A 22,203-nucleotide genomic window follows, 5' to 3' on the forward strand; every position below is an offset into this window, starting at 1 on the left:
CGGGGCAATTTTCGAGCCGCCGCAGGGCGGTGGGCGCAATGGGCGAGGAGAATGGTTTGCTGCTCTCCGCGCCCCGCGTAGTTCAATTTTTCTCACATTAATTCAGCTTAAACGCTGGAATTAAACCGTCAACGGGCTATTTATATGAGAATTATTCAATATATGAGGAATGACTATGAGCGAGCGGGACGAGCCGCCGTTGACCTCGGTGCGGGCCTTCGAGGCTGTCGCACGGCTCGGCGGAGCCACCGCCGCCGCCCGAGAGCTGGGGGTATCGCCGTCGGCGATCAGCCATCAGCTTGCGTTGCTCGATGATTTCATGCGTCAGCCTCTGACCCGGCGGCAGGGGCGCGGCCTCATCCTGACCGACGCCGGACGCGAATACTTCCGCTCGGTCCGCACGGCTTTCGCGGTGCTGCGCGGCGCGACCGACCAATTGCGCGAGGGCAGCCGGAGCACGCAGGTTCGGCTCGGCGTGATCCCGCTGTTCGCGCGCGCCTGGCTGTTCCGCAACATGCAGGAGTTCCTGGACCAGAACCCCAGCATCGACCTCAACGTCTCGTACACCCACCATCGCAACTACGTCAGCGACTCGGCGGATCTCTCGGTTCGTTTCGGCGATGGCAATTGGAAAGGATACGAGGCTCACCGGATTTTGTCCGGCGCGATGGCTGCGTTCTGCAGTCCGGCGTACCTGGCCCTGCACCCGGACGTGGCGACGGATCCGAAGCTACTTCAGAACTACGCACTGATCCACGATCAGGATCGCGCCGGCTGGCAGCAGTGGTGGGACATGCACAGCGTCGAGGGCGAGCCGCCCAACGGGCTGCTGGTCGAGGATGGCAATCTCGCGTTACAGGCGGCGCTGGAGGGGCTGGGCATCGCGCTGCTGCGCCCCTCGCTTGTCGATGTGTTCGCCCGCGAGGGACGCCTGCTCCGGCTTTTCGATCCTGTGCTGGAGGACGGCCGGGACTACTACCTCTGTCATCTCGTCGAGCAGCCGTTGTCCGAGGCGGAGGGACGACTCGTTCGCTGGATCGTCGATCGCTGCCGGCATTCCCGCTAGGGGGCGACGCCGGGTGGTGTCGATCGTGCCCGGCTCCGCCGTCCGGAGCGTTGCAGCGTATCGGAGCTACGCCTGAACGTGACTCCGCGCGAAGTCGCCGCCGGGAACAGAGGCGAGCAGCGCCTGAGTATATGGATGCTTCGGCGCGTTGAACACTTCGCCGGCCGGGCCGTGCTCGACGACTGCGCCGTCCTTCATCACCGCGACGAGGTCGCAGATCTGTGCGGCGACGCGCAAATCGTGGGTGATGAAGATGATCGACAGGCCGAGCTGCTCGCGCAAGCCGGTGAGCAGCTTTAGCACCTGGGCCTGCACCGAGACGTCGAGCGCTGACACCGCTTCGTCGGCGATCAGCACGTCCGGCTTCAGCGCCAGTGCGCGGGCGAGGCCAATGCGCTGGCGCTGGCCGCCGGAAAATTCGTGCGGCAGCCGGTCGCCGGCTGACGGATCGAGCCCGACCAGTTCGAACAGTTTGCGTGCCTCGGCGATCGCCTGCTTGCGCGGCGTGCCGTGGATGATCGGGCCCTGCGCGACGAGTTCCTCGGCCTTGTGGCGCGGATTGAGCGAGGCGAACGGGTCCTGAAACACCATCTGCATGTGGCGCGTGGCGCGGCGGACCTCGTCGCGCGGCATCGTCGCCCAGTCGCGACCCTCGAGCAGGATCGAGCCCGAATCCGGATCGAGCAGTCGGATGATGCAGCGCGCCAGCGTCGACTTGCCGGAGCCGGATTCGCCGACGATGCCGAGCGTCGCGCCCTTCGGCAGCTTCAGCGACACCGACTTCACCGCCTCGGTGACGCGCGCGCCGCGGCCGAGGAATCCGCCGGTGCGGAAGGTCTTCGAGACGTTGTCGATGCTCAGGATGGTGTCGCCGCCGAACGGCCGCGGCGGCGGCGCGGTCAGCGGCGGCACTGCGGCGATCAGTTGCCGCGTATAGGGATGCTGCGGCCGCTGCAGCACGTCGTCGGCTTTGCCTTGTTCGACGATCTGGCCATGCTGCATCACCACGACGCGGTCGGCGATCTCGGCGACGACGCCGAAATCATGGGTGATGAACAGCACCGCGGTGTTGCGCCGGCTCTGCAACTCGCGGATCAAATGCAGGATCTGCGCCTGCGTGGTGACGTCGAGCGCGGTGGTCGGCTCGTCGGCGATCAAGAGCTTCGGATCGAGCGCAAGCGCCATCGCGATCATCGCGCGCTGGCGCTGGCCGCCGGAGAGCTCGTGCGGATAAGCGCCGGCGGCGCGCGCCGGATCGGGAATGCGCACGTCGGTGAGTAGCGTCAGCACCTTGGCCTTGATGTCGCGCTTGGACAGATCGGTGTGGATCGAGAACATCTCGCCGATCTGGTCGCCGATGGTCCGCAGCGGATTGAGCGCGGTCATCGGCTCCTGGAACACCATGGCGATGCCGGCGCCGCGCACCTGGCGCATCTCGGCAGCGCTGGCCTTCGCCAGATCACGGCCCTCGAACAGCACGCGGCCGCCGCCGAGCGCGACGCCGCCGGGCAGCAGCTGCATCACGGCGTTGGCCATGATCGATTTGCCGGAGCCGCTTTCGCCGACGACGCAGAGGATTTCGCCGGGCGCGATCGACAGCGAGGCGCCCTGCACCGCGTGCGAGCGGTCGGCGCCGGCGGGGAGGCGGACGCTGAGCTTGTCCAGCGTGAGAACTGCGGGCGCGGTCATCGGCCCTTCAGCCTCGGGTTGAGCGCGTCGTTGAGGCCCTGGCCGACCAGCGACACCGCCAGCACGGTGATCAGGATGGCGATGCCCGGGATCGCCGAGACGTACCACTGCACGCGCAGCACGTCGCGGCCGAGCCCGATCAGATTGCCCCAGGAGGCGACGTTGGGATCGGACAGCCGCAGGAACGCCAGCGCGCTCTCCAGCAGGATCGCCACCGCCATCACCACACTGGCATAGACGATCACCGGCGGCAGCGCGTTGGGCAGGATCTCGCCGAGGATCAGCTGCAGGTCCTTCATCCCGAGCGTGCGGCCGGCCTGGACGAACTCACGATTACGCAAGCTGAGGAATTCGGCGCGCGTCAGCCGCGCCGGCGCAGGCCACGACACGATGCCGACCGCGATCGTCACCGTAGCCAGCGTCGAGCCGAACACCGCGACCAGCACCAATAGCAGCACGAAATTCGGCAGGATCTGGAACGCCTCGGTGATCCGCATCAGCACGGTGTCGACCCAGCCGCCGAAGTAACCGGCGAAGGCGCCGATCAGGACGCCGATGACGATCGCGATCACGGTCGCGGCGCCGCCGATCAAGAGCGCGATCCGCGCGCCGTAGAACACCTGCGCGGCGATGTCGCGGCCGGAATTATCGGTGCCGAGCAGGAAACGCGGATTGCTGAATGGCCAGATCAGTGGCCGGCCGGCGAGCGCGAGCGGATCGCGCGGATAGAGCCAGCCGGCGCTGATCGCCATGCCGATCACCAGCAGCAGCAGGATCAGGCCGACAATTGCGGCCGGGCTGCGGAAGTAGCGCTTGATCGCGTCCATCACGCCTAAGTCTCCGCCGTAATGCGCGGGTCGAGCCGGGCGTAGAGCAAGTCGACCAGGAAGTTGACGGCGATCACCAGCAGCGCCGAGACGAACACGATGCCGAGCAGCGTATTGAGATCGCGCTGCACGACGGATTCATAGGCCAGCCGCCCGAGACCCGGCAGCGAGAATACGCTCTCGACCACCACCGAACCGCCCAACATGGTGCCTGCCTGCAGCCCGATCAGCGTCACCATCGGCAGCAGCGCGTTGCGCAGCACGTGGCGCACGACGATGCGGGTCTCGTCGAGGCCCTTGGCGCGGGCGGTGCGAACGAAATCGAGGTTGAGGACTTCGAGCATCGACGCCCGCATGATGCGCAGGTAGATCGCCAGGAAGATCAGCCCCAGCGTCAGCGTCGGCAATATCAAGTGCGCGGCGATGTCCAGCGTTCGCGCGAGGCCGGTGGCGGCCGCGCCGATGTCCTCGAAGCCGCCGGCCGGCAGCCATTGCAGATAGATCGAGAACACCACGATCGCCATCAGGCCGAACCAGAACGACGGCGTGGCGTAGAAGATCAGGCCGAGCGTCGAGATCAGAGTATCCGGCCACTTGTTGACGCCGCGCGCCGCAATCACGCCGAGCATCAGGCCGGCGAAGAACGCGAACGACAGCGAAGCGGTCATCAGCAGCAGCGTCGCCGGCAGCCGCTCGAAGATCACGGTGGCGACCGGCTTGCCGTAGATCGACGAGAAGCCGAGGTCGAACCGCACCAGCCGCCACAGATACTGGCTGAGCTGCAGCGGGATCGACAAATCGAGGCCGTAGAATTTGCGCAGCTCGCGGGCGGTGGCGGCGTCGCCGCCGCCCATCTGGGCCATCATCGCGTCGACGGTGTCGCCGGGCGCGAATTGCAGCAACAGGAAGATGCCGATCAGGATCAGCAGCAGGGTCGGGATCGAGGCGGCGAGACGCCGCCCCGCAAGGCTCAGGATACGCATGCGATCATCTTGGCGAAGTTGGCGCTATTCGGCCAGCCAAAGATCGTGCCATGTGGAGGAAGCCCAGCGTGGCGTATTAGAGTGATTTCGGGCCTTCGCCGTTATCACCGTGACGAACAATTGCTCAATTGGCATCCAAATAGGCAGCTCGGTATTGGCGCGGGTAACGAAGTCGGCGTAAAGCGCTTTGCGCTTGGCCGGATCGACTTCGGTGGCGGCGTCGTCGATGATCTTGTCGATCGTCGCGTCTTCCCAGCCCCACTGATTGGTCCAGGGCGCGCCCTTCGGCTGGCCGGAGCGATACCACACCGTGGTCGAGACGGCGGGATCGTTGCGATACTGATGCCAGCCGGTGGCGAGGTCGAAGGCGTGCTCGTCATAGACCTGCTTGAGGAAGCCGCCGCCGTCGTTGCGCACCACTTCGACCTGGATGCCGACTTCGCCGAGCGATTGCTGGATGAAGGTCGCCCACAGCGAAATGTCCTCGCCCCACGGCGCGGGCAGCAGCCGCAGGGACAGCCGGGTGCCGCCGGCGGCGGGCTTGAGACCCGCCTCGTCGAGCAGTGCGATCGCTTTCTTCTTGTCGTACGGGTACTGCGGCGTGTTCGGGCCCGGATAGAAGTCCGTCGAGGTCGAGGGGATCGGGCCGGTGCCGAGCTTGGCGAAATCGCCGAGGAAGTTCTCGATGAAGAACGGCACGTTGATGGCGTGCGCGATGGCGCGGCGGACGCGGATGTCCGACAGTTCCTTGCGGCGGAAGTTGAACTCGATGGTGTTGGTGCGGGCGTTGCCCTCGTTGCCCTTGGTCGAGACGATGAAGCGCTTGTCCTTGCCGAGCCGCGCGATGTCGGAGATCGTCAGTCCCGAGAACGGGCTGAGCTGCAGCCCGCCGGCCTCGAGCTGAGCAGCGGCGGCGGCGCGATCGGTGATCACCTTCCAGACGATGCGGTCGAGATACGGCGCGTTCGGCCGCCAGTAATTGTCGTTGCGGTCGGCGATGATGTACTGACCGCGCTCGTATTTATTGAACTTGAACGGGCCGGTGCCGATCGGCGCGAGGTTGGCCGGGTTCTGCCGGATGTCGCCGGTCTCGTAGATGTGCTTGGCCGAAACGTAGCCGAGGTCCGGCAGCGCGCGTAGCAGCAGATTGAGCGGCATCGGCCGCTCGTAGCGAAAGATTGCGGTCTGCGGGTCGGGCGTATCGACCGCGGTGAGGAACAGCTGCAGCGTCGATCCGTAGTTGAGGATCTTCTTCCACATGTTCATCGCCGTGAAGGCGACGTCCTCGGACGTGAAGGGCTTGCCGTCGTGCCAGACGACGCCCTTGCGCAGCCTGAACGTGATGGTCTTGCCGTCGGGCGACGCTTCCCAGCTCTCCGCCAGCACGCCGACCGGATTGCCCGCGGCGTCGAGATCGACCAGCGGCTCCTGGATCTTGCCGCCGACGATGTACACGCCGGTCGAAGCCTGCAGGCTCGGGTTGAGCTGGCGCTGCTCGGCGCCATAGTGGACGTTGAACACGCCGCCCTTGCGCGGCGTCTCCTGCGCGAAGGCGCGCATCGGGTTGATCACATTGGCGGCGATCGCGGCCGACGTCAGCAGAATGGTGCGGCGATTGATCTCGAGGCGCGACAAGGCCATGCGGTCTCCTGGCAGGAATGAGGCGGGCGGAACCCATAAGACGATACGAGGCCGCCGCTGATCAAGCCATTTTCGGTCGCACGTCGTGGAGGGAAGTTGGGCAGTCGCGGCGGCGCCGCGACTGATTGTTCAGATATGCGCCGCGAGGTCGATCAGTTCGCCGACCAGGACGCCGCTGCTCGCCAGCATGGTCTCGACCTTGTCGGCGGCCTCGGCGACGCTGTGCGCCGAGGTGTCGATCGTCAGCTCGCTGGCGACCGGCGGCTGATAGTCGGTGCCGATGCCGGTGAAGTTCTGCAGCGCGCCAGCGCGGGCTTTGGCGTAGTGCCCCTTCGGGTCGCGCTGTTCGCACACTTCCGCCGGCGTCGCCACGTAGATCTCGCGAAAATTCTCACCGGCGATGCGCCGCGCGGCGGCACGATCCTCCAGCGACGGCGACACCGCGGCGACGATCGCCACATGGCCGTTGGCGGCGAGATGCGCGGCAATCTCCGCAAGGCGGCGGATGTTTTCGCTGCGGTCTTCCGGCGAGAAGCCGAGATCGCTATTGAGCCCGGCGCGCAGCGTGTCGCCGTCGAGCAGGATCGGCGAGCCGCCGCGGTCGAACAGCCGCCGCTCGATCGCCTTGGCGAGCGTCGATTTGCCGGAGCCGGGCAGGCCAGTGAACCACAGCACCGCGCCGGTGTGGCGGAAGCGCGCCGCGCGCTCCTCCGGCCGCAGCGCCGACTCCACCGGGACGATGTCGGCGGTGGCGGCGCGCTGGCCGGCATCGACGCTCAGCACGAGCCCGCCGCCGGCGATGCGGCCGCCGACTTCGATCACCAGGCGTCCGGTGCGCGGGAAGGTCTCGGCCGGATCGGCTGCGACCGGCTGCGCCAGCGACAGGTCGATCTCGCCCACGTGGTTGCGGGCGATCGCCTTGGCTTCGCTGCTGCCGAGATCGCCGGGATCGACCGCCTTCTCGATCGCCACCACGGTGGCGCGGGTCTCGCGGGTGCCGAGCCGCACGAGGATCGAGGCGCCGGCTTCGAGCGGCTGGTCGTGCAGCCAGAAGATGCGCGCGCGCAGCCGCCGTGTATCACGCGGCGCCGCGCCCGCATGGGCGATGACGTCGCCGCGCTCGACGAACAGCTCGCGGTCGAGCGTGATGCCGACCGAGCGGCCGGCGCCCTGCGGCCCGGCCACCGGCGTCACCGGCCAGCTTTCGACCGATTTGATCTTGGCGATCTTGCCGGCCGGCATGATGACGATGTCGTCGCCCGCCTGCAGCCGTCCGGATTCGATGCGGCCGGCGACGATGCGGCGATCGTCGAATTTGTAGATCGCCTGCACCGGCAGCCGCAGCGCCAGCTGATCGAGCGGCTGCGACGGCGTCAGCGCGTCGAGCGCCTCGACCACGGTCGGACCTTGGTACCAACGAATGTTGTCGGTGCGCTCGGCGACGCCGTCGCCGTCGCGCGCCGAGATCGGGATCACGGCGGTCGGGGTGACGCCGAGTGAGGTGAGATGTGCGGTGATCTCGTCGCTGATCGCGCTGAAGCGCTCGGCCGAGAAGTCGACGCGGTCCATCTTGTTGACCACCACCGCGACCTGCTTGATGCCGAGCAGGTGCAGCAGATAGCCGTGCCGCCGCGTCTGGTCGCGCACGCCTTCGAGCGCGTCAATGATCAGCACCGCGCCATCGGCCTGCGAAGCGCCGGTGATCATGTTGCGCAGGAATTCGGCGTGGCCGGGTGCGTCGATCAGGACGACGTCGCGCGAGCGCGTGCGGAAGCTGATCTGTGTGGTGTCGATGGTGATGCCCTGGTCGCGCTCGGTCTGCAGCGCGTCGAGCAGGAACGACCATTCGAACGGCATGCCGCGGCGGGCGCTGACGGCCTTCAGCATTTCCAGCTTGCCGTCCGGCAGCGAGCCGGTTTCGTGCAGCAGGCGGCCGACCAGCGTCGACTTGCCGTGGTCGACATGGCCGACGATGACGATGCGGACCAGCGGCCGCGTGGTGCCGTTCGGGGTGGTTAGCGAGGCGGGCGGGACCGCAATGGTCATGGCGTCACTCATGGTCGGACGTTTGCTTACAGATAGCCGGCGACGCGCAGACGCTCGAACGCGTCCTCGGTCTCGTGGTCGAGCGCGCGGCCGGCGCGCTCCGGCACCTTGGTGGTCTGTAGTTCGTGCAGGATCTCGTCGATCGACGAGGCGTTCGAGGCCACCGGGAAGGTGATGTCCTGATCGCCGAGCGAGCGATAGCGCTTGCCGTTCTGCGACAGATACAGCGGGATGATCGGGATGTTCTCGCGCTTGGTGTAGGCCCAGATATCCGCCTCGGTCCAATGCAGGATCGGGTGGATGCGCAGGTGAGCGCCGGGCGGCGGCGAGGCGTTGAACTGATCCCAGAATTCCGGCGGTTGATCGCGCACGTCCCATCCACCCTCGGTGCCGCGCGGCGAGAACACGCGCTCCTTGGCGCGGGTCGCTTCCTCGTCGCGGCGGATGCCGGCGATCAATCCGTCGAAGCCGTATTTGGCGAGCGCCATCTTCAGGCCCTCCGTCTTGCGCGCCGCGGAGCGCGCCGCCGGCGGCAAGGTCGGGTCGACGCTGTCGATCGGCGGGCAGGGATCGACGCGCAGGTCTAGATCCCATTCCTTCGCGTAATGTTCGCGGAAGGCGTACATCTCGGGAAACTTCTTGCCGGTGTCGACGTGCAGCGCCGGGAACGGCACCTTGCCGAAGAACGCTTTCCGCGCCAGCCAGATCATCACGTTGGAGTCTTTGCCGAGCGACCACAGCAGCGCCAGCTTCTTCAACCGGGCGAAGCCCTCGCGCAGGATGTAGATGCTCTGCGCTTCCAGCGCGTCGAGGTGATCCATCGGCGGCAGCGCGTCGCGCGGCGGAAGATCGGGCAGCGACGCCGGCTGCGCGGCGCGAAGTTCGGGTGCAGCGAGGGTCATGCACAGGCTCCCGGCAGAGCAGGTCCGGACTGGTCCGGACCGCCGTTGTCGCGCGGAGAAGATGGCGTCATCATCGTCAGGAGAACGAACATCTCTGCGGCGCGTAAGTGAGGGATGGAATTTCTACAATGGAAGCCCTCAACAGAAAGAATAATTTTCTATCGATCTGGCTTGTAAGATACATAGATAGAAAATATTTCTAGTCAATCCTTCTTCGGTCACTTCACGCCGCGGCGCGTTGATGAACCGCCAACGCGACCGGCGCAGAAAGTCATTCGGCTATGAGCGAGCTCACCCAGCACTCCCCTTCGCAGGCTCCGGCGCGCGACGCGGTGGCCGTGCGCGCCGCCACGTTGAACAGCGCGCTGCATGGTGCCTCACCGGCGGAGATCATCGCTGCCGCGGTGCGTGAGCTCGGCCGCGACCGCGTCGCGCTGGTGTCGTCGTTCGGCACCGAGTCGGCGGCGCTGCTCAAGGTGATGGCGGATGTCGATCCGGCGATCCCGGTGGTGTTTCTCGACACCGGCTGGCTGTTCGCCGAGACCCTCGCGTATCGCGATACGCTGATCGATCAGCTCGGCCTCACCGACGTGCGCTCGATCAAGCCGCTGCCGGCGGATCTCGACCGCGACGATCCGGCACAGGATCTGTGGTTTTCCGATCCGGACAAATGCTGTTTCATCCGCAAGGTCGAACCGCTGCGCCGCGCATTGGCGCCGTTCGATGGCTGGATCAATGGCCGCAAGCGATTTCAGGGCGGCGCGCGCGCGGAGATCCCGGTGGTCGAAGCCGATGGAGTGCGTTTGAAATTCAATCCGTTCGCCGACGTCTCGCGCGAAGAGATCGACGCGATCTACACGCTCGGCAAATTGCCGCCGCATCCGCTATTGGCGTCCGGGTTCCTCTCCGTCGGCTGCATGCCGTGTACCAGCCGCGCGTCGTCAGCCGACGATACGCGCTCCGGCCGCTGGCAGGGCCGCAGCAAGACGGAATGCGGCATTCACACGATGAAGACTTCGTAGCAGATTGCTGTCGCGCCCGATCGAACAATGAAATTCGGTTCCGTTGACTTGAGCGGCTTCATTCTTGAGTTTCGCAGCTCCGCCGCAGACGACACAGACGCCGTCCGGACCATGGAGAATTGAAATGCTTCGCCGACTGATTCCGCTGTTCGCCGGCCTGGTGATCGCGACTTCCGCCCAGGCGGCGGACGTGACGCTGCTCAACGTGTCCTACGATCCGACCCGCGAGCTCTACAGCGACTTCAACAAATCTTTCGCCGCCGCCTATCAGAAAGAGGCCGGCGACAAGCTGACCATCAAGCAGTCGCACGGCGGCTCCGGCGCACAGGCGCGCTCGGTGATCGACGGGCTGCAGGCCGATGTCGTGACGCTGGCGCTCGCCTACGACATCGACGCGATCGCCAACAAGGGGCTGCTGTCGAAGGATTGGCAGAAGCGCCTGCCGCAGAACTCCTCGCCCTACACCTCGACGATCGTGTTCCTGGTGCGCAAGGGCAATCCCAAGGGCATCAAGGATTGGGACGATCTCCTGAAGTCTGGCGTCAGCGTGATCACGCCGAATCCGAAGACCTCGGGTGGCGCACGCTGGAATTATCTGGCGGCGTGGGGCTATGCGCTGAAGAAATCCGGATCGGAGGAGGGCGCGCGTGACTTCGTCGCCAAGCTCTACAAGCAGGTTCCGGTGCTCGACACCGGCGCGCGCGGCTCGACCGTCACATTCGTCGAGCGTGGCGTCGGCGACGTGCTGCTGGCCTGGGAAAACGAGGCCTATCTGGCGGTGAAGGAATTCGGCGCCGACAAGTTCGAGATCGTCGCGCCCTCGGTGTCGATCCTGGCCGAGCCGCCGGTCGCCGTGGTCGACACCGTGGTCGACAAGAAGGGCACCCGTGCCGCCGCCGAGGCCTACCTCAAGTATCTCTACTCCAAGGACGGCCAGGAAATCGCCGCACGGAACTTCTATCGTCCGCGCGATGCGGAGATTGCCAAGAAGCACGAGGGCTCGTTCGCCAAGGTCGAGCTGTTCACCATCGACGATGTGTTCGGCGGCTGGACCAAGGCGCAAACCGAACACTTCGCCGACGGCGGCGTGTTCGATAAGATCTACAAGAACTGAGCGGCGTCGGTCGCGATCCGTCCGGCGCGGCCGCGATCCGCAGAGTTGGGGACAGTATGCTTAGCACCGATAGCAGCGCGCTCCCTCTCCCCGCGCGCGGGGAGAGGGGTGGGGTGAGGGGGCGTCGCAACGCCGCCGAGCCTTTGCGCGTAATCCCTGACCTCTCCACGCGTCGTTGCGAGCGAAGCGAAGCAATCCAGAAGCGCCGTGCACGGAGCTGGATTGCTTCGTCGGCTACGCCTCCTCGCAATGACGCTGATCGTGTGGCGGCGTATGTCGCTTCATGCGAAGGTACCGCGCAGGTGCCCCTGTGAGCACGCTTTCGCGTAAGCGCTCTTTGCCCGGGTTCGGCCTCACCATGGGGCTCACGATCACCTGGCTGTCGCTGATGATCCTGATTCCGCTGGCCGGGCTGTTCGTGAAGACGGCGGATCTCAGTCTCGCGCAGTTCTGGGAGACGGTGACGTCGCAGCGCACGCTGCACGCTCTGAAGATTTCGTTCGGCCTGTCGTTCGCGGCGGCCTGCGTCAACCTCGTCGCCGGGCTGGTGATCGTCTGGGCGCTGGTGCGCTATCGCTTTCCCGGCCGGCGGATCTTCGACGCCATCGTCGACATTCCGTTCGCGCTGCCGACCGCGGTGGCGGGTATCGCGCTGACCACGCTGTTCGCGCAGAAGGGCTGGCTGGGCGCGCCGCTCGCCGCACTCGGCATCAAGGTGGCGTTTACGCCGCTCGGCATCTTTCTGGCGATGATCTTCATCGGCATCCCGTTCGTCGTCCGCACCGTGCAGCCGGTGCTGATCGATCTCGACGTCGAGCTCGAAGAGGCGGCCGAGTGCCTCGGAGCATCGCGCTGGCAGACGATCCGCCGCGTCATCCTGCCGTCACTGACGCCGGCGCTGCTGACCGGCTTCGCGCTCGCCTTTGCCCGCGCGGTCGGCGAATACGGCTCGGTGATCTTCATCGCCGGCAATCTGCCCAACGTCTCGGAGATCGCGCCCTTGTTGATCGTGATCAGGCTGTCGGAGTTCCGCTATTCCGACGCGACCGCGATCGCCGTCGTCATGCTGGTGTTTTCCTTCGTGATCATCTTCATTCTCAATCGGATCCAGCACTGGGCACAGTCCCGGTCGCTGGCCACGGCGTGATATCATGACGTTGGTCGCAACCAGTCCAGTGAGGCGCCCTGTGCGCAAATCGGCCGATACGGCCTCCACCCCCGCGGCTGCAACGCGGCGCGGCGCGCATACCGAGCCGGCGTGGGTGCGGCTGCTGGTGATCGGCTTCGCGGTCGCGTTCCTCACGGTGTTCGTGGTGTTGCCGCTGCTGCTGGTGTTCTCCGAAGCGCTGTCGAAAGGCATCAGCTTCTATCTGGCGGCGCTGGCCGAAGAGGAGGCGCTGGCTGCGATCAAACTGACGCTGATTGCGGCGGGCATTTCGGTCGGCCTCAATCTGGTGTTCGGCGTGATCGCCGCATGGGCGATCGCCAAGTTCGAATTCCCCGGCAAGACGCTGCTGATCACGCTGATCGACCTGCCGTTCTCGGTGTCGCCGGTGATCTCCGGCCTGGTCTTCGTGCTGCTGTTCGGCGCGCAGGGCTGGTTCGGGCCGTGGCTGATGGCGCACGGCGTGCAGATCCTGTTCGCGGTGCCGGCGATCGTGCTGGCTACCACCTTCGTGACCTTTCCGTTCGTCGCGCGCGAACTGATCCCGCTGATGCAGGAGCAGGGCTCGCTGGAAGAGGAAGCCGCGATCTCGCTCGGCGCCGGCGGCTGGACCACATTCTGGCGCGTCACGCTGCCGAACATCAAATGGGGTCTGCTGTACGGTGTGCTGCTGTGCAACGCCCGCGCGATGGGCGAATTCGGCGCGGTATCGGTGGTCTCCGGCCACATCCGCGGCGAAACCAACACCATGCCGCTGCTGGTGGAAATTCTCTACAACGAGTACCAGATGGTCGCCGCATTCGCGATCGCCTCGCTGCTAGCGCTGCTCGCGCTGGTGACGCTGATCGTCAAGACCGTGCTGGAAGGCCGTATCGAGGAAGGGCTGCATCCCGATGACCATTGAAGTTCGTAACATCGTCAAGGAATTCGGCAGCTTCCGCGCGCTCGACAATGTCGACCTGCGAGTCGAGACCGGCGAACTGATGGCGCTGCTCGGGCCGTCCGGCTCCGGCAAGACCACGCTGCTGCGGATCATCGCCGGGCTGGAATGGCCCGACGCCGGCTCGATCGCGTTCGACGGCGAGGATGCGCTGGCGCGCGGCGCCGCCGAGCGCCACGTCGGCTTCGTGTTCCAGCACTACGCGCTGTTCCGGCACATGAGCGTTTTCGAGAACGTCGCGTTCGGGCTGCGGGTGCAGCCGCGCAAAATCCGCAAGAGCGAGGCGGAGATCAAGAAGCGGGTCGGCGATCTCTTGGACCTCGTGCAGCTCGGCTGGCTCGCCGACCGCTACCCGAACCAGCTCTCCGGCGGCCAGCGCCAGCGTATCGCGCTTGCCCGTGCGCTGGCGATCGAGCCGCGCATCCTGCTGCTCGACGAGCCGTTCGGCGCGCTCGACGCCAAGGTCCGCAAGGAGCTGCGCGCCTGGCTGCGTAATCTGCACGAGGAGATCCACGTCACCTCGATCTTCGTCACCCACGATCAGGAAGAGGCGCTCGAAGTCGCCAACCGCGTGGTGGTGATGGACAAGGGCCGCATCGAACAGATCGGCTCGCCCGGCGACGTCTATGAGCGGCCGGCCTCCGCCTTCGTGCACGGCTTCATCGGCGAGTCGATCGTGCTGCCGGTCGAGGTGCTGGACGGACGCGTCCGGCTCGGCGACCGCGTGCTCGATCTGGCATTGACCGACGCCGTGTCCGGCCCATCGAAACTGTTCGTTCGCCGTCACGACGTCGCGGTCGGCCCGAGCGGCACCGGCGTGCTCGAAGGCGCCGTCAAGGCGGTGCGCGCCTTCGGCCCGATGCAGCGCGCCGACATCGTGCTGAACGGCGGCGCCGGCGATACGCTGATCGAGATCGACGCCCCGCGCGATCACTCCCTCAAAGTCGGCGACCGCATCGGCCTGCAGCCGCAGCGCTACCGCATCTTCGCGGACCACTGACACTTCGCCTTCTCTAACGCACCACCCATCCTCATGCCCGGCCTCGTGCCGGGCTCCACGCCTTGCTGACGGAAACGCCGAAAAGGCGTGGATGGCCGGGACAAGCCCGGCCATGACGAGGTCGTGGGTTCTCGGCTGTCCTTCTCCCAAGGCCTCGCTTGCGGCGCGGAGGGAAACTCGCTTTAGTCCGTCCCCGCGCTAACAAGAGAGAACAGCGGGCGGGAGGCTGCGGGGCATGGAGCGCTTCAACGTGCTGTGGCTGCAGGGCGCGAGCTGTGGCGGATGCACCATGGCGGCGCTCGACAATGGCCATGCCGGCTGGTTCGCCGAGCTGGCGCGGTTCGGCATCGATCTGATCTGGCATCCGTCGCTGAGCGAGGCGACCGCGGACGAGGTGGTCGCAATCCTCGAGCGGATCGTCCACGGCACACAGCGGCTCGACGCGTTGGTGCTGGAAGGCTCAGTGCTGCGCGGGCCGAACGGCAGCGGCCGCTTCAATATGCTGGGCGGCACTGGCCGCTCGATGCTGCATTGGGTAAATGCCCTGGCGCCGCAAGCCGGCTACGTCGTCGCCGCCGGCAGCTGCGCGGCGTTCGGCGGCGTGCCGATGGCCGGCACCAATCCGACCGACGCCAGCGGGCTGCAATTCGCCGGAGCCGAAGCCGGCGGTGTGCTCGGCGAGGCGTTTCGCTCCCGCGCCGGCCTGCCGGTGATCAACATCGCCGGCTGTGCGCCGCACCCCGGCTGGATCTCCGAAACGCTGGCGGCGCTGGCGCTCGGCGGGGTCGATGCGGATGCGCTCGACAGTTTCGGCCGGCCGCGGTTCTATGCCGACCACCTCGCTCATCACGGCTGCGCCCGCAACGAGTACTACGAATTCAAGGCCAGCGCCGAGGAGATGTCGCAGCAGGGCTGCCTGATGGAGCATCTCGGCTGCAAGGCCACCCAGGCGGTGGGCGATTGCAATCAGCGCGGCTGGAACGGCAGCGGTTCGTGTACCAGCGGCGGCTATGCCTGCATCGCCTGCACCTCGCCGGGTTTCGAAACTTCGCAGAACTTCCTGGAGACCGCCAAGCTCGGCGGCATTCCGGTCGGCCTGCCGCTCGATATGCCGAAGGCGTGGTTCGTGGCGCTGGCGGCGCTGTCGAAATCGGCGACGCCCAAGCGCGTGCGCGCCAACGCCGCCGCCGACCACATCGTCGTGCCGCCGCGTAGCGACGGCGGGCGGCGCAAATGACCCGGCGAGTCACGGTCGGCCCGTTCAACCGCGTCGAAGGCGATCTCGAAGTGCGGCTCGATATCGACGACGGCGTCGTCACGACGGCCGAAGTCACCGCACCGCTGTATCGCGGCTTCGAGCAGATTTTGCGCGGCCGTCCCGCTTTGGATGCGCTGACGCTGGCGCCGCGGATCTGCGGCATCTGCTCGGTGTCGCAGTCGCTCGCGGCGGTGGCGGCGCTACGCGCGGTCGACGGCATTCGCGCCGCCGAGAATGGCGTCCTCGCGGCCAATCTCGCCCACGCGGCGGAGAACACCGCCGATCATCTGACGCACTTCTATCTGTTCTTCATGCCGGACCTTGCCCGCGACAGCTACGCGGAGCGGCCGTGGCACGGCGAAGTCGCGACGCGCTTCAAGGCCGTGCAGGGCAGCGCCGCGCAGCAAATGTTGCCGGCCCGCGCGCGGCTGCTGCAGATCATGGGTCTGCTCGCCGGCAAATGGCCGCACTCGCTGGCGTTTCAGCCGGGCGGCACGACACGCGCGATCGACCTCGGCGAGCGCGTGCAGCTGATCTCGATCATCGGCGATCTGCGCGATTTCCTCGAACGCGTCGTGTTCGCCGATACGCTCGACAATGTGCTGGCGCTCGACAGTTTCGCCGCGCTGGAGCGATGGCGCGACGGCCGCGGCGGCGACTTCGCCCGCTTCCTCGCCGTCGCCGACGATCTCGGCTTCGATCGGCTCGGCCGCCTGACGCTGCCGCTGATGAGCTACGGCGCCTATCACGGCGGCGACGCTCCGCTGTTCGCCCGCGGCATCTACGATCCGACGACGGGGACGCTCGCACCGCTCGATCCGGATGTCATTTCAGAAGACGTCGCCCACGCCTGGATGCGCGACACGGCGCTGCGGCCGGCGGAGGCCGAGACGGATCCCGACGCCGACAAGCCGGCCGGCTACAGCTGGTGCAAGGCGCCGCGCTATGCCGGACGCCCGGTCGAAGTCGGCGCGCTGGCGCGGCAGGCGGTCGACGGGGATCCCTTGATCCGCGATCTCCTCTCGCGCAGCGGACCGAATGTCGTCAACAGGGTGATCGCACGGCTGCGCGAGACCGCGAAGCTCGCGCTGGCGATGCACGACTGGGCGCGCCGGCTCGATCTGCGTGCGCCTTTCCTCGATCGTGGCGCACGGAGCGGCGAGGGCGCCGGCATCGGCCTGATCGAGGCGGCGCGCGGCAGCCTCGGCCATTGGATCGAATTGTCTGACGACAAGATCCGCCGCTACCAGATCATCGCGCCAACCACCTGGAATTTCTCGCCGCGCGACCGCGACGGCGTCGCCGGTCCGCTGGAGCAGGCGCTCGCCGGCACGCCGGTCGGCGCCGACGGCGCCAAGTCGGTCGCCGTGCAGCACGTCGTCCGCTCGTTCGATCCCTGCATGGTGTGCACGGCGCACTGAATCGGCGGCTCAGTCCGCCTGCAGCGCTCGGGCGAATATCGCGACGTGGACGGCGATCATACGGCGCATGTCCTCGACGTCGGAAGCGCCCTCGCGCAGGCCGCGCAGACCGTAGACCAGCACGCGCGCGATCTCCGCCGCGTCGACACCCACCCGTGAACAGCTCGCCGCGTCGGCGATCAGCTCTGCGATCAGCGTCTGGAAGTTGACATAGACCCGCTGCACCGCCGGGAATCGCAGGTCGAACAAATCGGCGGAATCCGGATGGACCGCCGCGAGCTCGACGCCGTGAAGGCCCCAGGCCTCACAGGCGTGCAGCAGCTTGGCCTCCAGACCTTTTAGCGTCGGCAACACCGCGGCGATCTCGCTGAGCGTGCGCCGGTCCATCTCGGCGATGACGCGATCGAATGCGGCCTGCTTGTCGGGAAACAGCAGATACAGCGCCGGCCGCGACATGCCGGCTTTCGCGGCGATGTCGCCCATCGTGGTCCGGGCATAGCCGAATCGCGAGAACACGTCCGTCGCGCTCTCGATTGCGATCAGCTCTTTGCTTCGCTTTTCACTCACCGGGTCCTTGTTGACAAAATATCGAAATTCGTCAACTTGTCATTCTGACAAAAATTGCCATTCCGTCAGAAATCGGAGAGCCCATGATCTTGAACGAACTGACGCCGCAGGCGCTGGACGCCGCGCGCAAGACGATCGGAGACGGCCCTGTCGTCATGGTCAACCTGCTGTGGTTTCACGAGCGTCCGCACTATCCCCACGGGTTTGCCGGCGCCAAAGAGAGTTCACGCGAGGCTTACTACCAGGGCTATGCGGGCGCGATCCGCGCCGTCGCGGCGGACCTCGGGATCGAGATGGAGCTCGTCTATGCGGGCGATCGCCTCAGCGGCCTGCTGGCCGGTCCCGACGAGGATTGGGATGATATCGCGATCGTCCGGTATCGCAGCCTCGACGATCTGAGGCGGATCGTGGAAACCAAAGCCTATCAGGAAACAGCCCAGCCGCACCGGCTGGCGGCGATCGCAAACTGGCGATTCTTCGCGACGAAGAGCAAGTGAGCCGGGTGCGCGCCTGCACCCATGCTCCACGATAAGCGGACGCATCCTGATTGCGGATCATCGGTCCGCGGTCACGGCCTTTGCAGCGTAGCAACGGAGTTATCACTCGCGGCGGCGGCGCGGCGCTGCAGCACGAACCGCCGCCCTCGCACCTTTACCAGTTGCTTTCAATCACTTGGGGCACGGCGCGCGACTTGCGGCGCCGCTGGCATGGTTCTTGCGATCCCGGCCTCAACGCGAAGCTGAAAAGACTTCGCACGCGGCGAGGACACCGAGGAGCCATCATGGGCGCAGCGACCGAAACCTTCTACGAGGTGATCAGGCGGCAGGGCATCACCCGCCGCAGCTTCATCAAGTTCTGCAGCCTGACGGCCACCAGCCTCGGCCTCGGCCCGATCGGCACCAGCCAGATCGCGCATGCGCTCGAAACCAAGCCGCGCGTGCCAGTGATCTGGATGCACGGGCTGGAATGCACCTGCTGCTCGGAAAGTTTCATCCGCTCGGCGCATCCGCTCGCCAAGGACGCGGTGCTGTCGATGATCTCGCTCGATTACGACGACACCATCATGGCGGCCGCCGGCCATCAGGCCGATGCGATCCTGGAAGAGACACGCGCCAAGTACAAAGGGCAGTACATCCTCGCGGTCGAGGGCAATCCGCCGCTCAATGAAGACGGCATGTTCTGCATCGACGGCGGCCGGCCGTTCGTCGAGAAGCTCAAGGAGATGGCCGAGGATTCGATGGCGGTGATCGCCTGGGGCGCCTGCGCGTCGTGGGGCTGCGTCCAGGCCGCGAAGCCAAATCCCACCCAGGCGACGCCGATCGACAAGGTGATCCGCAACAAGCCGATCATCAAGGTGCCCGGCTGTCCGCCGATCGCCGAAGTGATGACCGGCGTCGTCACTTACGTCACCACTTTCGGCCGGTTGCCCGAACTCGACCGCCAGGGCCGGCCGAAGATGTTCTACTCGCAGCGCATTCACGACAAATGCTACCGCCGGCCGCATTTCGATGCCGGCCAGTTCGTCGAGCAATGGGACGACGACGCGGCGCGCAAGGGCTACTGCCTGTACAAGATGGGCTGCAAGGGCCCGACCACCTACAACGCGTGTTCGACCGTGCGCTGGAACGGCGGCGTGTCGTTCCCGATCCAGTCCGGCCACGGCTGCATCGGTTGTTCGGAAGACAATTTCTGGGATCAGGGCTCGTTCTACGATCGCCTCACCACGATCAATCAGTTCGGCATCGAGGCCAACGCCGACAAGATCGGCGCCACTGCGGCTGGCGTGGTCGGCGCGGCGATCGCCGCGCACGCCGCGGTCACCACCGTGCGCAACCTGTCGCGGCGCAAGGAAGTGCCGAACGGCAACGGCAAATCCAACGGCAATTCGCCCAGCGCCTCCGCCTAAGCCCGGGATACCAGCATCATGACCAACGTTACGACACCCAACGGCTTCAAGCTCGACAATGCCGGCCGCCGCATCGTGGTCGATCCGGTGACCCGGATCGAGGGGCACATGCGGGTCGAGGTCAATCTCGACTCCGGCAACGTCATCCGCAACGCGGTGTCCACCGGCACGATGTGGCGCGGCATCGAAACCATCCTGAAGGGCCGCGATCCGCGGGACGCCTGGGCCTTCACCCAGCGCATCTGCGGCGTCTGCACCGGCACTCACGCGCTCACCTCGGTGCGCGCGGTCGAGAACGCGCTCAAGATCGCCATCCCCGAAAACGCCAACACTATCCGCAACATCATGCAGCTGACGCTGCAGGTGCACGATCACGTCGTGCATTTCTATCATCTGCACGCGCTCGACTGGGTCGACGTGGTGTCGGCACTGAAGGCCGATCCGAAGGCGACCTCGACGCTCGCGCAGTCGATCTCGGCCTGGCCGCTGTCGAGCCCCGGCTATTTCAAGGAAATCCAGACCCGGCTGAAGAAGTTCGTCGAGAGCGGTCAGCTCGGCCCGTTCAAGAACGGCTATTGGGGCCACGCCGCCTACAAGCTGCCGCCCGAAGCCAATCTGATGGCGGTGGCGCATTATCTGGAAGCGCTCGATTTCCAGAAGGACATGGTCAAGATCCACGCCATCTACGGTGGCAAGAATCCGCATCCGAACTGGCTGGTCGGCGGCGTGCCCTGCGCCATCAACATCGACGGCGTCGGTGCGGTCGGCGCCGTCAACATGGAGCGGCTCAACCTCGTCTCGTCGATCATCGACCAGATGGTGACCTTCGTCGATCAGGTGTATCTGCCCGACCTGCAGGCGATCGCCTCGTTCTACAAGGACTGGACCTATGGGGGCGGGCTGTCGGGCAAGTCGGTGATGAGCTACGGCGACATCCCCGAGCATGCCAACGACTACTCGGCAGCGTCGCTGAAGCTGCCTTGCGGCGTGATCCTGAACGGCAATCTCGCCGAGGTCTATCCGGTGGATCTCACCGATCCGTCGCAGGTGCAGGAGTTCGTCGCGCATTCCTGGTACAAATATCCCGACGAGACCAAGGGGCTGCATCCGTGGGACGGCGTCACCGAGCCGAATTTCAAGCTCGGCCCCAACGCCAAGGGCACCAAGACCCGGATCGAGGCGCTCGACGAGGAGGCGAAGTATTCCTGGATCAAATCGCCGCGCTGGAAGGGCAACGCCGTCGAGGTCGGGCCGCTGGCGCGCTACATCATCGGCTACGCGCAGAACAAGGCCGAGTTCAAGGAGCCGACCGACAAGCTCCTGAAAGATCTCGGCCTGCCGCTGCCGGCGCTGTTCTCGACACTCGGCCGCACCGCGGCGCGCGCCCTCGAGGCGCAATGGGCGGCGCACCAGTTGCGCTACTTCCAGGACAAGCTGGTCGCCACCCTGAAGGCCGGCGACAGCGCCACCGCCAATGTCGACAAATGGAGTCCGGAGAGCTGGCCCAAGGACGTCAAGGGCGTCGGCTTCACCGAGGCGCCGCGCGGCGCGCTCGGTCACTGGGTCAAGATCAAGGACGGCAAGATCGACAACTATCAGGCGGTGGTGCCGACCACCTGGAACGGCAGTCCGCGCGATCCGAAGGGCGGCATCGGCGCGTTCGAGGCGTCGCTGCTCGATACCCCGATGGCCGATCCGGAGAAGCCGCTGGAAATCCTCCGTACGCTGCATTCGTTCGACCCGTGCCTCGCCTGCTCGACGCATGTGATCAGCGAGGACGGTCGGGAAATGACCAGGGTCACCGTGCGCTGAGCGCCCCAGGGAGACGATCATGAACACACAGATCGCACGGGTTCAGGGTGCGCTCGACTCGGCCGGCGAACGGGCCCGGTCGCTGCAGACCGTCTATGTGTATCAGGCGCCGGTGCGGCTGTGGCACTGGGTCAACGCGCTGTTGATCGTGGTGCTGTGCGTCACCGGTTACTTCATCGGCACGCCGCTGCCGTCGGTGCCGGGCGAAGCATCCGCCAGCTACCAGATGGGCTACATCCGCTTCGTGCATTTCGCCGCCGGGCAGCTGCTGGTCGTGTTCTTCCTGCTGCGGGTGTACTGGGCGTTCGTCGGCAACAAATATTCCCGCCAGATCTTCTGGCTGCCGCTCACCAACAAGACCTGGTGGTGGGGCATGCTGTATGAATTCAAATGGTACGCGTTCCTGGTCAAGGACCCGAAGAAGTACATCGGCCACAACCCGCTGGCACATGTGGCGATGTTCTCTTTCATGGTGTTCATGGTGCTGATGATGCTCAGCGGCATGGCGCTGTATTCCGAAGGCCACGGCATCGACAGCTGGCAGTACGCCGTGTTCGGCTTCATGTTCTCGTTCTTCACCAGCCAGACGCTGCACACGCTGCACCATCTGGGCATGTGGGCGATCGTGGTGTTCGTCATCGTCCACATCTACGCGGCAGTGCGCGAGGACATCCTCAGCCGCCAGAGCATGATCTCCTCGATCGTCTCCGGCGAACGCCTGTTCCGCGACGATCTGCCGGATTGAGTGACGAAGTGAGGATGAGGGCACATCGCGATCCGCGAGCACCTCACCCTCCCCCGGAGGGGGAGGGTCGCTCGCGCAGCGAGCGGGGTGGGGTGGCGA

The 22,203-nt window shown here is 66.0% G+C and carries 19 protein-coding genes; 12 read left to right on the plus strand and 7 right to left on the minus strand.

The window, feature by feature from the left end; all coding sequences use genetic code 11:
- Positions 1-175: 175 nt before the first annotated feature.
- Positions 176-1,066, plus strand: a complete 891-nt coding sequence (locus IP86_RS19400; protein WP_054164066.1) for a LysR substrate-binding domain-containing protein — start codon at positions 176-178, stop codon at positions 1,064-1,066.
- A 66-nt stretch (positions 1,067-1,132) separates the two neighbouring features.
- Here the strand turns inward: IP86_RS19400 and IP86_RS19405 are convergent, their stop codons facing one another.
- From IP86_RS19405 to cysD, 6 genes are all read right to left on the minus strand, one after another.
- Positions 1,133-2,755 carry an ABC transporter ATP-binding protein gene (locus IP86_RS19405; protein WP_054164067.1) on the minus strand — a complete coding sequence of 541 codons (1,623 nt, stop codon included), beginning with the start codon at positions 2,753-2,755 and terminating at the stop codon, positions 1,133-1,135.
- Positions 2,752-3,582 (minus strand): ABC transporter permease, encoded by an 831-nt coding sequence (locus IP86_RS19410; RefSeq protein WP_054164068.1) that lies wholly within the window; start codon positions 3,580-3,582, stop codon positions 2,752-2,754. The genes IP86_RS19405 and IP86_RS19410 overlap by 4 nt, the downstream gene beginning before the upstream one ends.
- A 5-nt stretch (positions 3,583-3,587) precedes the next feature.
- Positions 3,588-4,565 (minus strand): ABC transporter permease, encoded by a 978-nt coding sequence (locus tag IP86_RS19415; protein WP_054164069.1) that lies wholly within the window; start codon positions 4,563-4,565, stop codon positions 3,588-3,590.
- A gap of 24 nt (positions 4,566-4,589) precedes the next feature.
- Positions 4,590-6,206: an ABC transporter substrate-binding protein gene (locus IP86_RS19420; protein ID WP_054164070.1), complete on the minus strand. Its 1,617-nt coding sequence runs from the start codon at positions 6,204-6,206 to the stop codon at positions 4,590-4,592.
- Positions 6,207-6,335: 129 nt separating this feature from the next.
- A complete protein-coding gene (gene cysC, locus IP86_RS19425; protein ID WP_054164071.1) occupies positions 6,336-8,252 on the minus strand; it encodes an adenylyl-sulfate kinase in 1,917 nt (638 codons plus the stop codon).
- Positions 8,253-8,278: 26 nt separating this feature from the next.
- Positions 8,279-9,073, minus strand: coding sequence for a sulfate adenylyltransferase subunit CysD (cysD, locus tag IP86_RS19430; RefSeq protein ID WP_054164089.1), 795 nt, complete (start codon positions 9,071-9,073; stop codon positions 8,279-8,281).
- Positions 9,074-9,435: 362 nt separating this feature from the next.
- On the opposite strand from cysD, the gene IP86_RS19435 reads away from it, so the two are divergent.
- The 7 genes from IP86_RS19435 (at position 9,436) to IP86_RS19465 (ending at position 17,074) form a co-directional block, all read left to right on the plus strand.
- A complete protein-coding gene (locus IP86_RS19435) occupies positions 9,436-10,176 on the plus strand; it encodes a phosphoadenylyl-sulfate reductase (RefSeq protein ID WP_054164072.1) in 741 nt (246 codons plus the stop codon).
- Positions 10,177-10,300: 124 nt separating this feature from the next.
- The gene (locus tag IP86_RS19440; RefSeq protein WP_054164073.1) at positions 10,301-11,290 is read left to right on the plus strand and encodes a sulfate ABC transporter substrate-binding protein; all 990 of its coding nucleotides are present in this window, start codon (positions 10,301-10,303) and stop codon (positions 11,288-11,290) included.
- Between the two features lie 283 nt (positions 11,291-11,573).
- Positions 11,574-12,437: a sulfate ABC transporter permease subunit CysT gene (gene cysT / locus IP86_RS19445; RefSeq protein ID WP_502694007.1), complete on the plus strand. Its 864-nt coding sequence runs from the start codon at positions 11,574-11,576 to the stop codon at positions 12,435-12,437.
- Positions 12,438-12,441: 4 nt separating this feature from the next.
- On the plus strand, positions 12,442-13,359 hold the full coding sequence (gene cysW / locus IP86_RS19450) for a sulfate ABC transporter permease subunit CysW (RefSeq protein WP_054164075.1): 918 nt from the start codon (positions 12,442-12,444) through the stop codon (positions 13,357-13,359).
- Complete coding sequence (locus IP86_RS19455) at positions 13,349-14,395, plus strand: sulfate/molybdate ABC transporter ATP-binding protein (protein WP_054164076.1); 1,047 nt, start codon at positions 13,349-13,351, stop codon at positions 14,393-14,395. Before cysW ends, IP86_RS19455 begins: the two co-directional genes overlap by 11 nt.
- Positions 14,396-14,630: 235 nt before the next feature.
- Positions 14,631-15,632: an NADH-quinone oxidoreductase subunit B family protein gene (locus IP86_RS19460; RefSeq protein ID WP_054164077.1), complete on the plus strand. Its 1,002-nt coding sequence runs from the start codon at positions 14,631-14,633 to the stop codon at positions 15,630-15,632.
- Complete coding sequence (locus IP86_RS19465) at positions 15,629-17,074, plus strand: nickel-dependent hydrogenase large subunit (protein ID WP_054164078.1); 1,446 nt, start codon at positions 15,629-15,631, stop codon at positions 17,072-17,074. Before IP86_RS19460 ends, IP86_RS19465 begins: the two co-directional genes overlap by 4 nt.
- A 9-nt stretch (positions 17,075-17,083) precedes the next feature.
- On the opposite strand, the gene IP86_RS19470 is transcribed toward IP86_RS19465, so the two are convergent.
- A complete protein-coding gene (locus IP86_RS19470) occupies positions 17,084-17,641 on the minus strand; it encodes a TetR/AcrR family transcriptional regulator (RefSeq protein WP_054164079.1) in 558 nt (185 codons plus the stop codon).
- A gap of 83 nt (positions 17,642-17,724) precedes the next feature.
- On the opposite strand from IP86_RS19470, the gene IP86_RS19475 reads away from it, so the two are divergent.
- The 4 genes from IP86_RS19475 (at position 17,725) to cybH (ending at position 22,104) form a co-directional block, all read left to right on the plus strand.
- Positions 17,725-18,138, plus strand: a complete 414-nt coding sequence (locus IP86_RS19475) for a hypothetical protein (protein WP_054164080.1) — start codon at positions 17,725-17,727, stop codon at positions 18,136-18,138.
- A 284-nt stretch (positions 18,139-18,422) separates the two neighbouring features.
- The gene (locus tag IP86_RS19480) at positions 18,423-19,547 is read left to right on the plus strand and encodes a hydrogenase small subunit (protein ID WP_054164081.1); all 1,125 of its coding nucleotides are present in this window, start codon (positions 18,423-18,425) and stop codon (positions 19,545-19,547) included.
- A gap of 18 nt (positions 19,548-19,565) precedes the next feature.
- A complete protein-coding gene (locus tag IP86_RS19485; protein WP_054164082.1) occupies positions 19,566-21,359 on the plus strand; it encodes a nickel-dependent hydrogenase large subunit in 1,794 nt (597 codons plus the stop codon).
- A gap of 19 nt (positions 21,360-21,378) precedes the next feature.
- The gene (gene cybH / locus IP86_RS19490; RefSeq protein ID WP_054164083.1) at positions 21,379-22,104 is read left to right on the plus strand and encodes a Ni/Fe-hydrogenase, b-type cytochrome subunit; all 726 of its coding nucleotides are present in this window, start codon (positions 21,379-21,381) and stop codon (positions 22,102-22,104) included.
- The last annotated feature ends 99 nt before the right edge of the window (positions 22,105-22,203 follow it).

The organism is Rhodopseudomonas sp. AAP120 (assembly GCF_001295845.1).
Taxonomy (GTDB): domain Bacteria; phylum Pseudomonadota; class Alphaproteobacteria; order Rhizobiales; family Xanthobacteraceae; genus Rhodopseudomonas.

What these genes read in the sequence shown, in the direction of transcription:
- IP86_RS19400 (WP_054164066.1), top strand. Translation starts at nt 176, where the DNA reads ATGAGCGAGCGGGACGAGCCGCCGTTGACCTCGGTGCGGGCCTTCGAG.
- IP86_RS19405 (WP_054164067.1), bottom strand. Translation starts at nt 2,755, where the DNA reads ATGACCGCGCCCGCAGTTCTCACGCTGGACAAGCTCAGCGTCCGCCTC.
- IP86_RS19410 (WP_054164068.1), bottom strand. Translation starts at nt 3,582, where the DNA reads ATGGACGCGATCAAGCGCTACTTCCGCAGCCCGGCCGCAATTGTCGGC.
- IP86_RS19415 (WP_054164069.1), bottom strand. Translation starts at nt 4,565, where the DNA reads ATGCGTATCCTGAGCCTTGCGGGGCGGCGTCTCGCCGCCTCGATCCCG.
- IP86_RS19420 (WP_054164070.1), bottom strand. Translation starts at nt 6,206, where the DNA reads ATGGCCTTGTCGCGCCTCGAGATCAATCGCCGCACCATTCTGCTGACG.
- cysC (WP_054164071.1), bottom strand. Translation starts at nt 8,252, where the DNA reads ATGACCATTGCGGTCCCGCCCGCCTCGCTAACCACCCCGAACGGCACC.
- cysD (WP_054164089.1), bottom strand. Translation starts at nt 9,073, where the DNA reads ATGGATCACCTCGACGCGCTGGAAGCGCAGAGCATCTACATCCTGCGC.
- IP86_RS19435 (WP_054164072.1), top strand. Translation starts at nt 9,436, where the DNA reads ATGAGCGAGCTCACCCAGCACTCCCCTTCGCAGGCTCCGGCGCGCGAC.
- IP86_RS19440 (WP_054164073.1), top strand. Translation starts at nt 10,301, where the DNA reads ATGCTTCGCCGACTGATTCCGCTGTTCGCCGGCCTGGTGATCGCGACT.
- cysT (WP_502694007.1), top strand. Translation starts at nt 11,574, where the DNA reads ATGCGAAGGTACCGCGCAGGTGCCCCTGTGAGCACGCTTTCGCGTAAG.
- cysW (WP_054164075.1), top strand. Translation starts at nt 12,442, where the DNA reads ATGACGTTGGTCGCAACCAGTCCAGTGAGGCGCCCTGTGCGCAAATCG.
- IP86_RS19455 (WP_054164076.1), top strand. Translation starts at nt 13,349, where the DNA reads ATGACCATTGAAGTTCGTAACATCGTCAAGGAATTCGGCAGCTTCCGC.
- IP86_RS19460 (WP_054164077.1), top strand. Translation starts at nt 14,631, where the DNA reads ATGGAGCGCTTCAACGTGCTGTGGCTGCAGGGCGCGAGCTGTGGCGGA.
- IP86_RS19465 (WP_054164078.1), top strand. Translation starts at nt 15,629, where the DNA reads ATGACCCGGCGAGTCACGGTCGGCCCGTTCAACCGCGTCGAAGGCGAT.
- IP86_RS19475 (WP_054164080.1), top strand. Translation starts at nt 17,725, where the DNA reads ATGATCTTGAACGAACTGACGCCGCAGGCGCTGGACGCCGCGCGCAAG.
- IP86_RS19480 (WP_054164081.1), top strand. Translation starts at nt 18,423, where the DNA reads ATGGGCGCAGCGACCGAAACCTTCTACGAGGTGATCAGGCGGCAGGGC.
- IP86_RS19485 (WP_054164082.1), top strand. Translation starts at nt 19,566, where the DNA reads ATGACCAACGTTACGACACCCAACGGCTTCAAGCTCGACAATGCCGGC.
- cybH (WP_054164083.1), top strand. Translation starts at nt 21,379, where the DNA reads ATGAACACACAGATCGCACGGGTTCAGGGTGCGCTCGACTCGGCCGGC.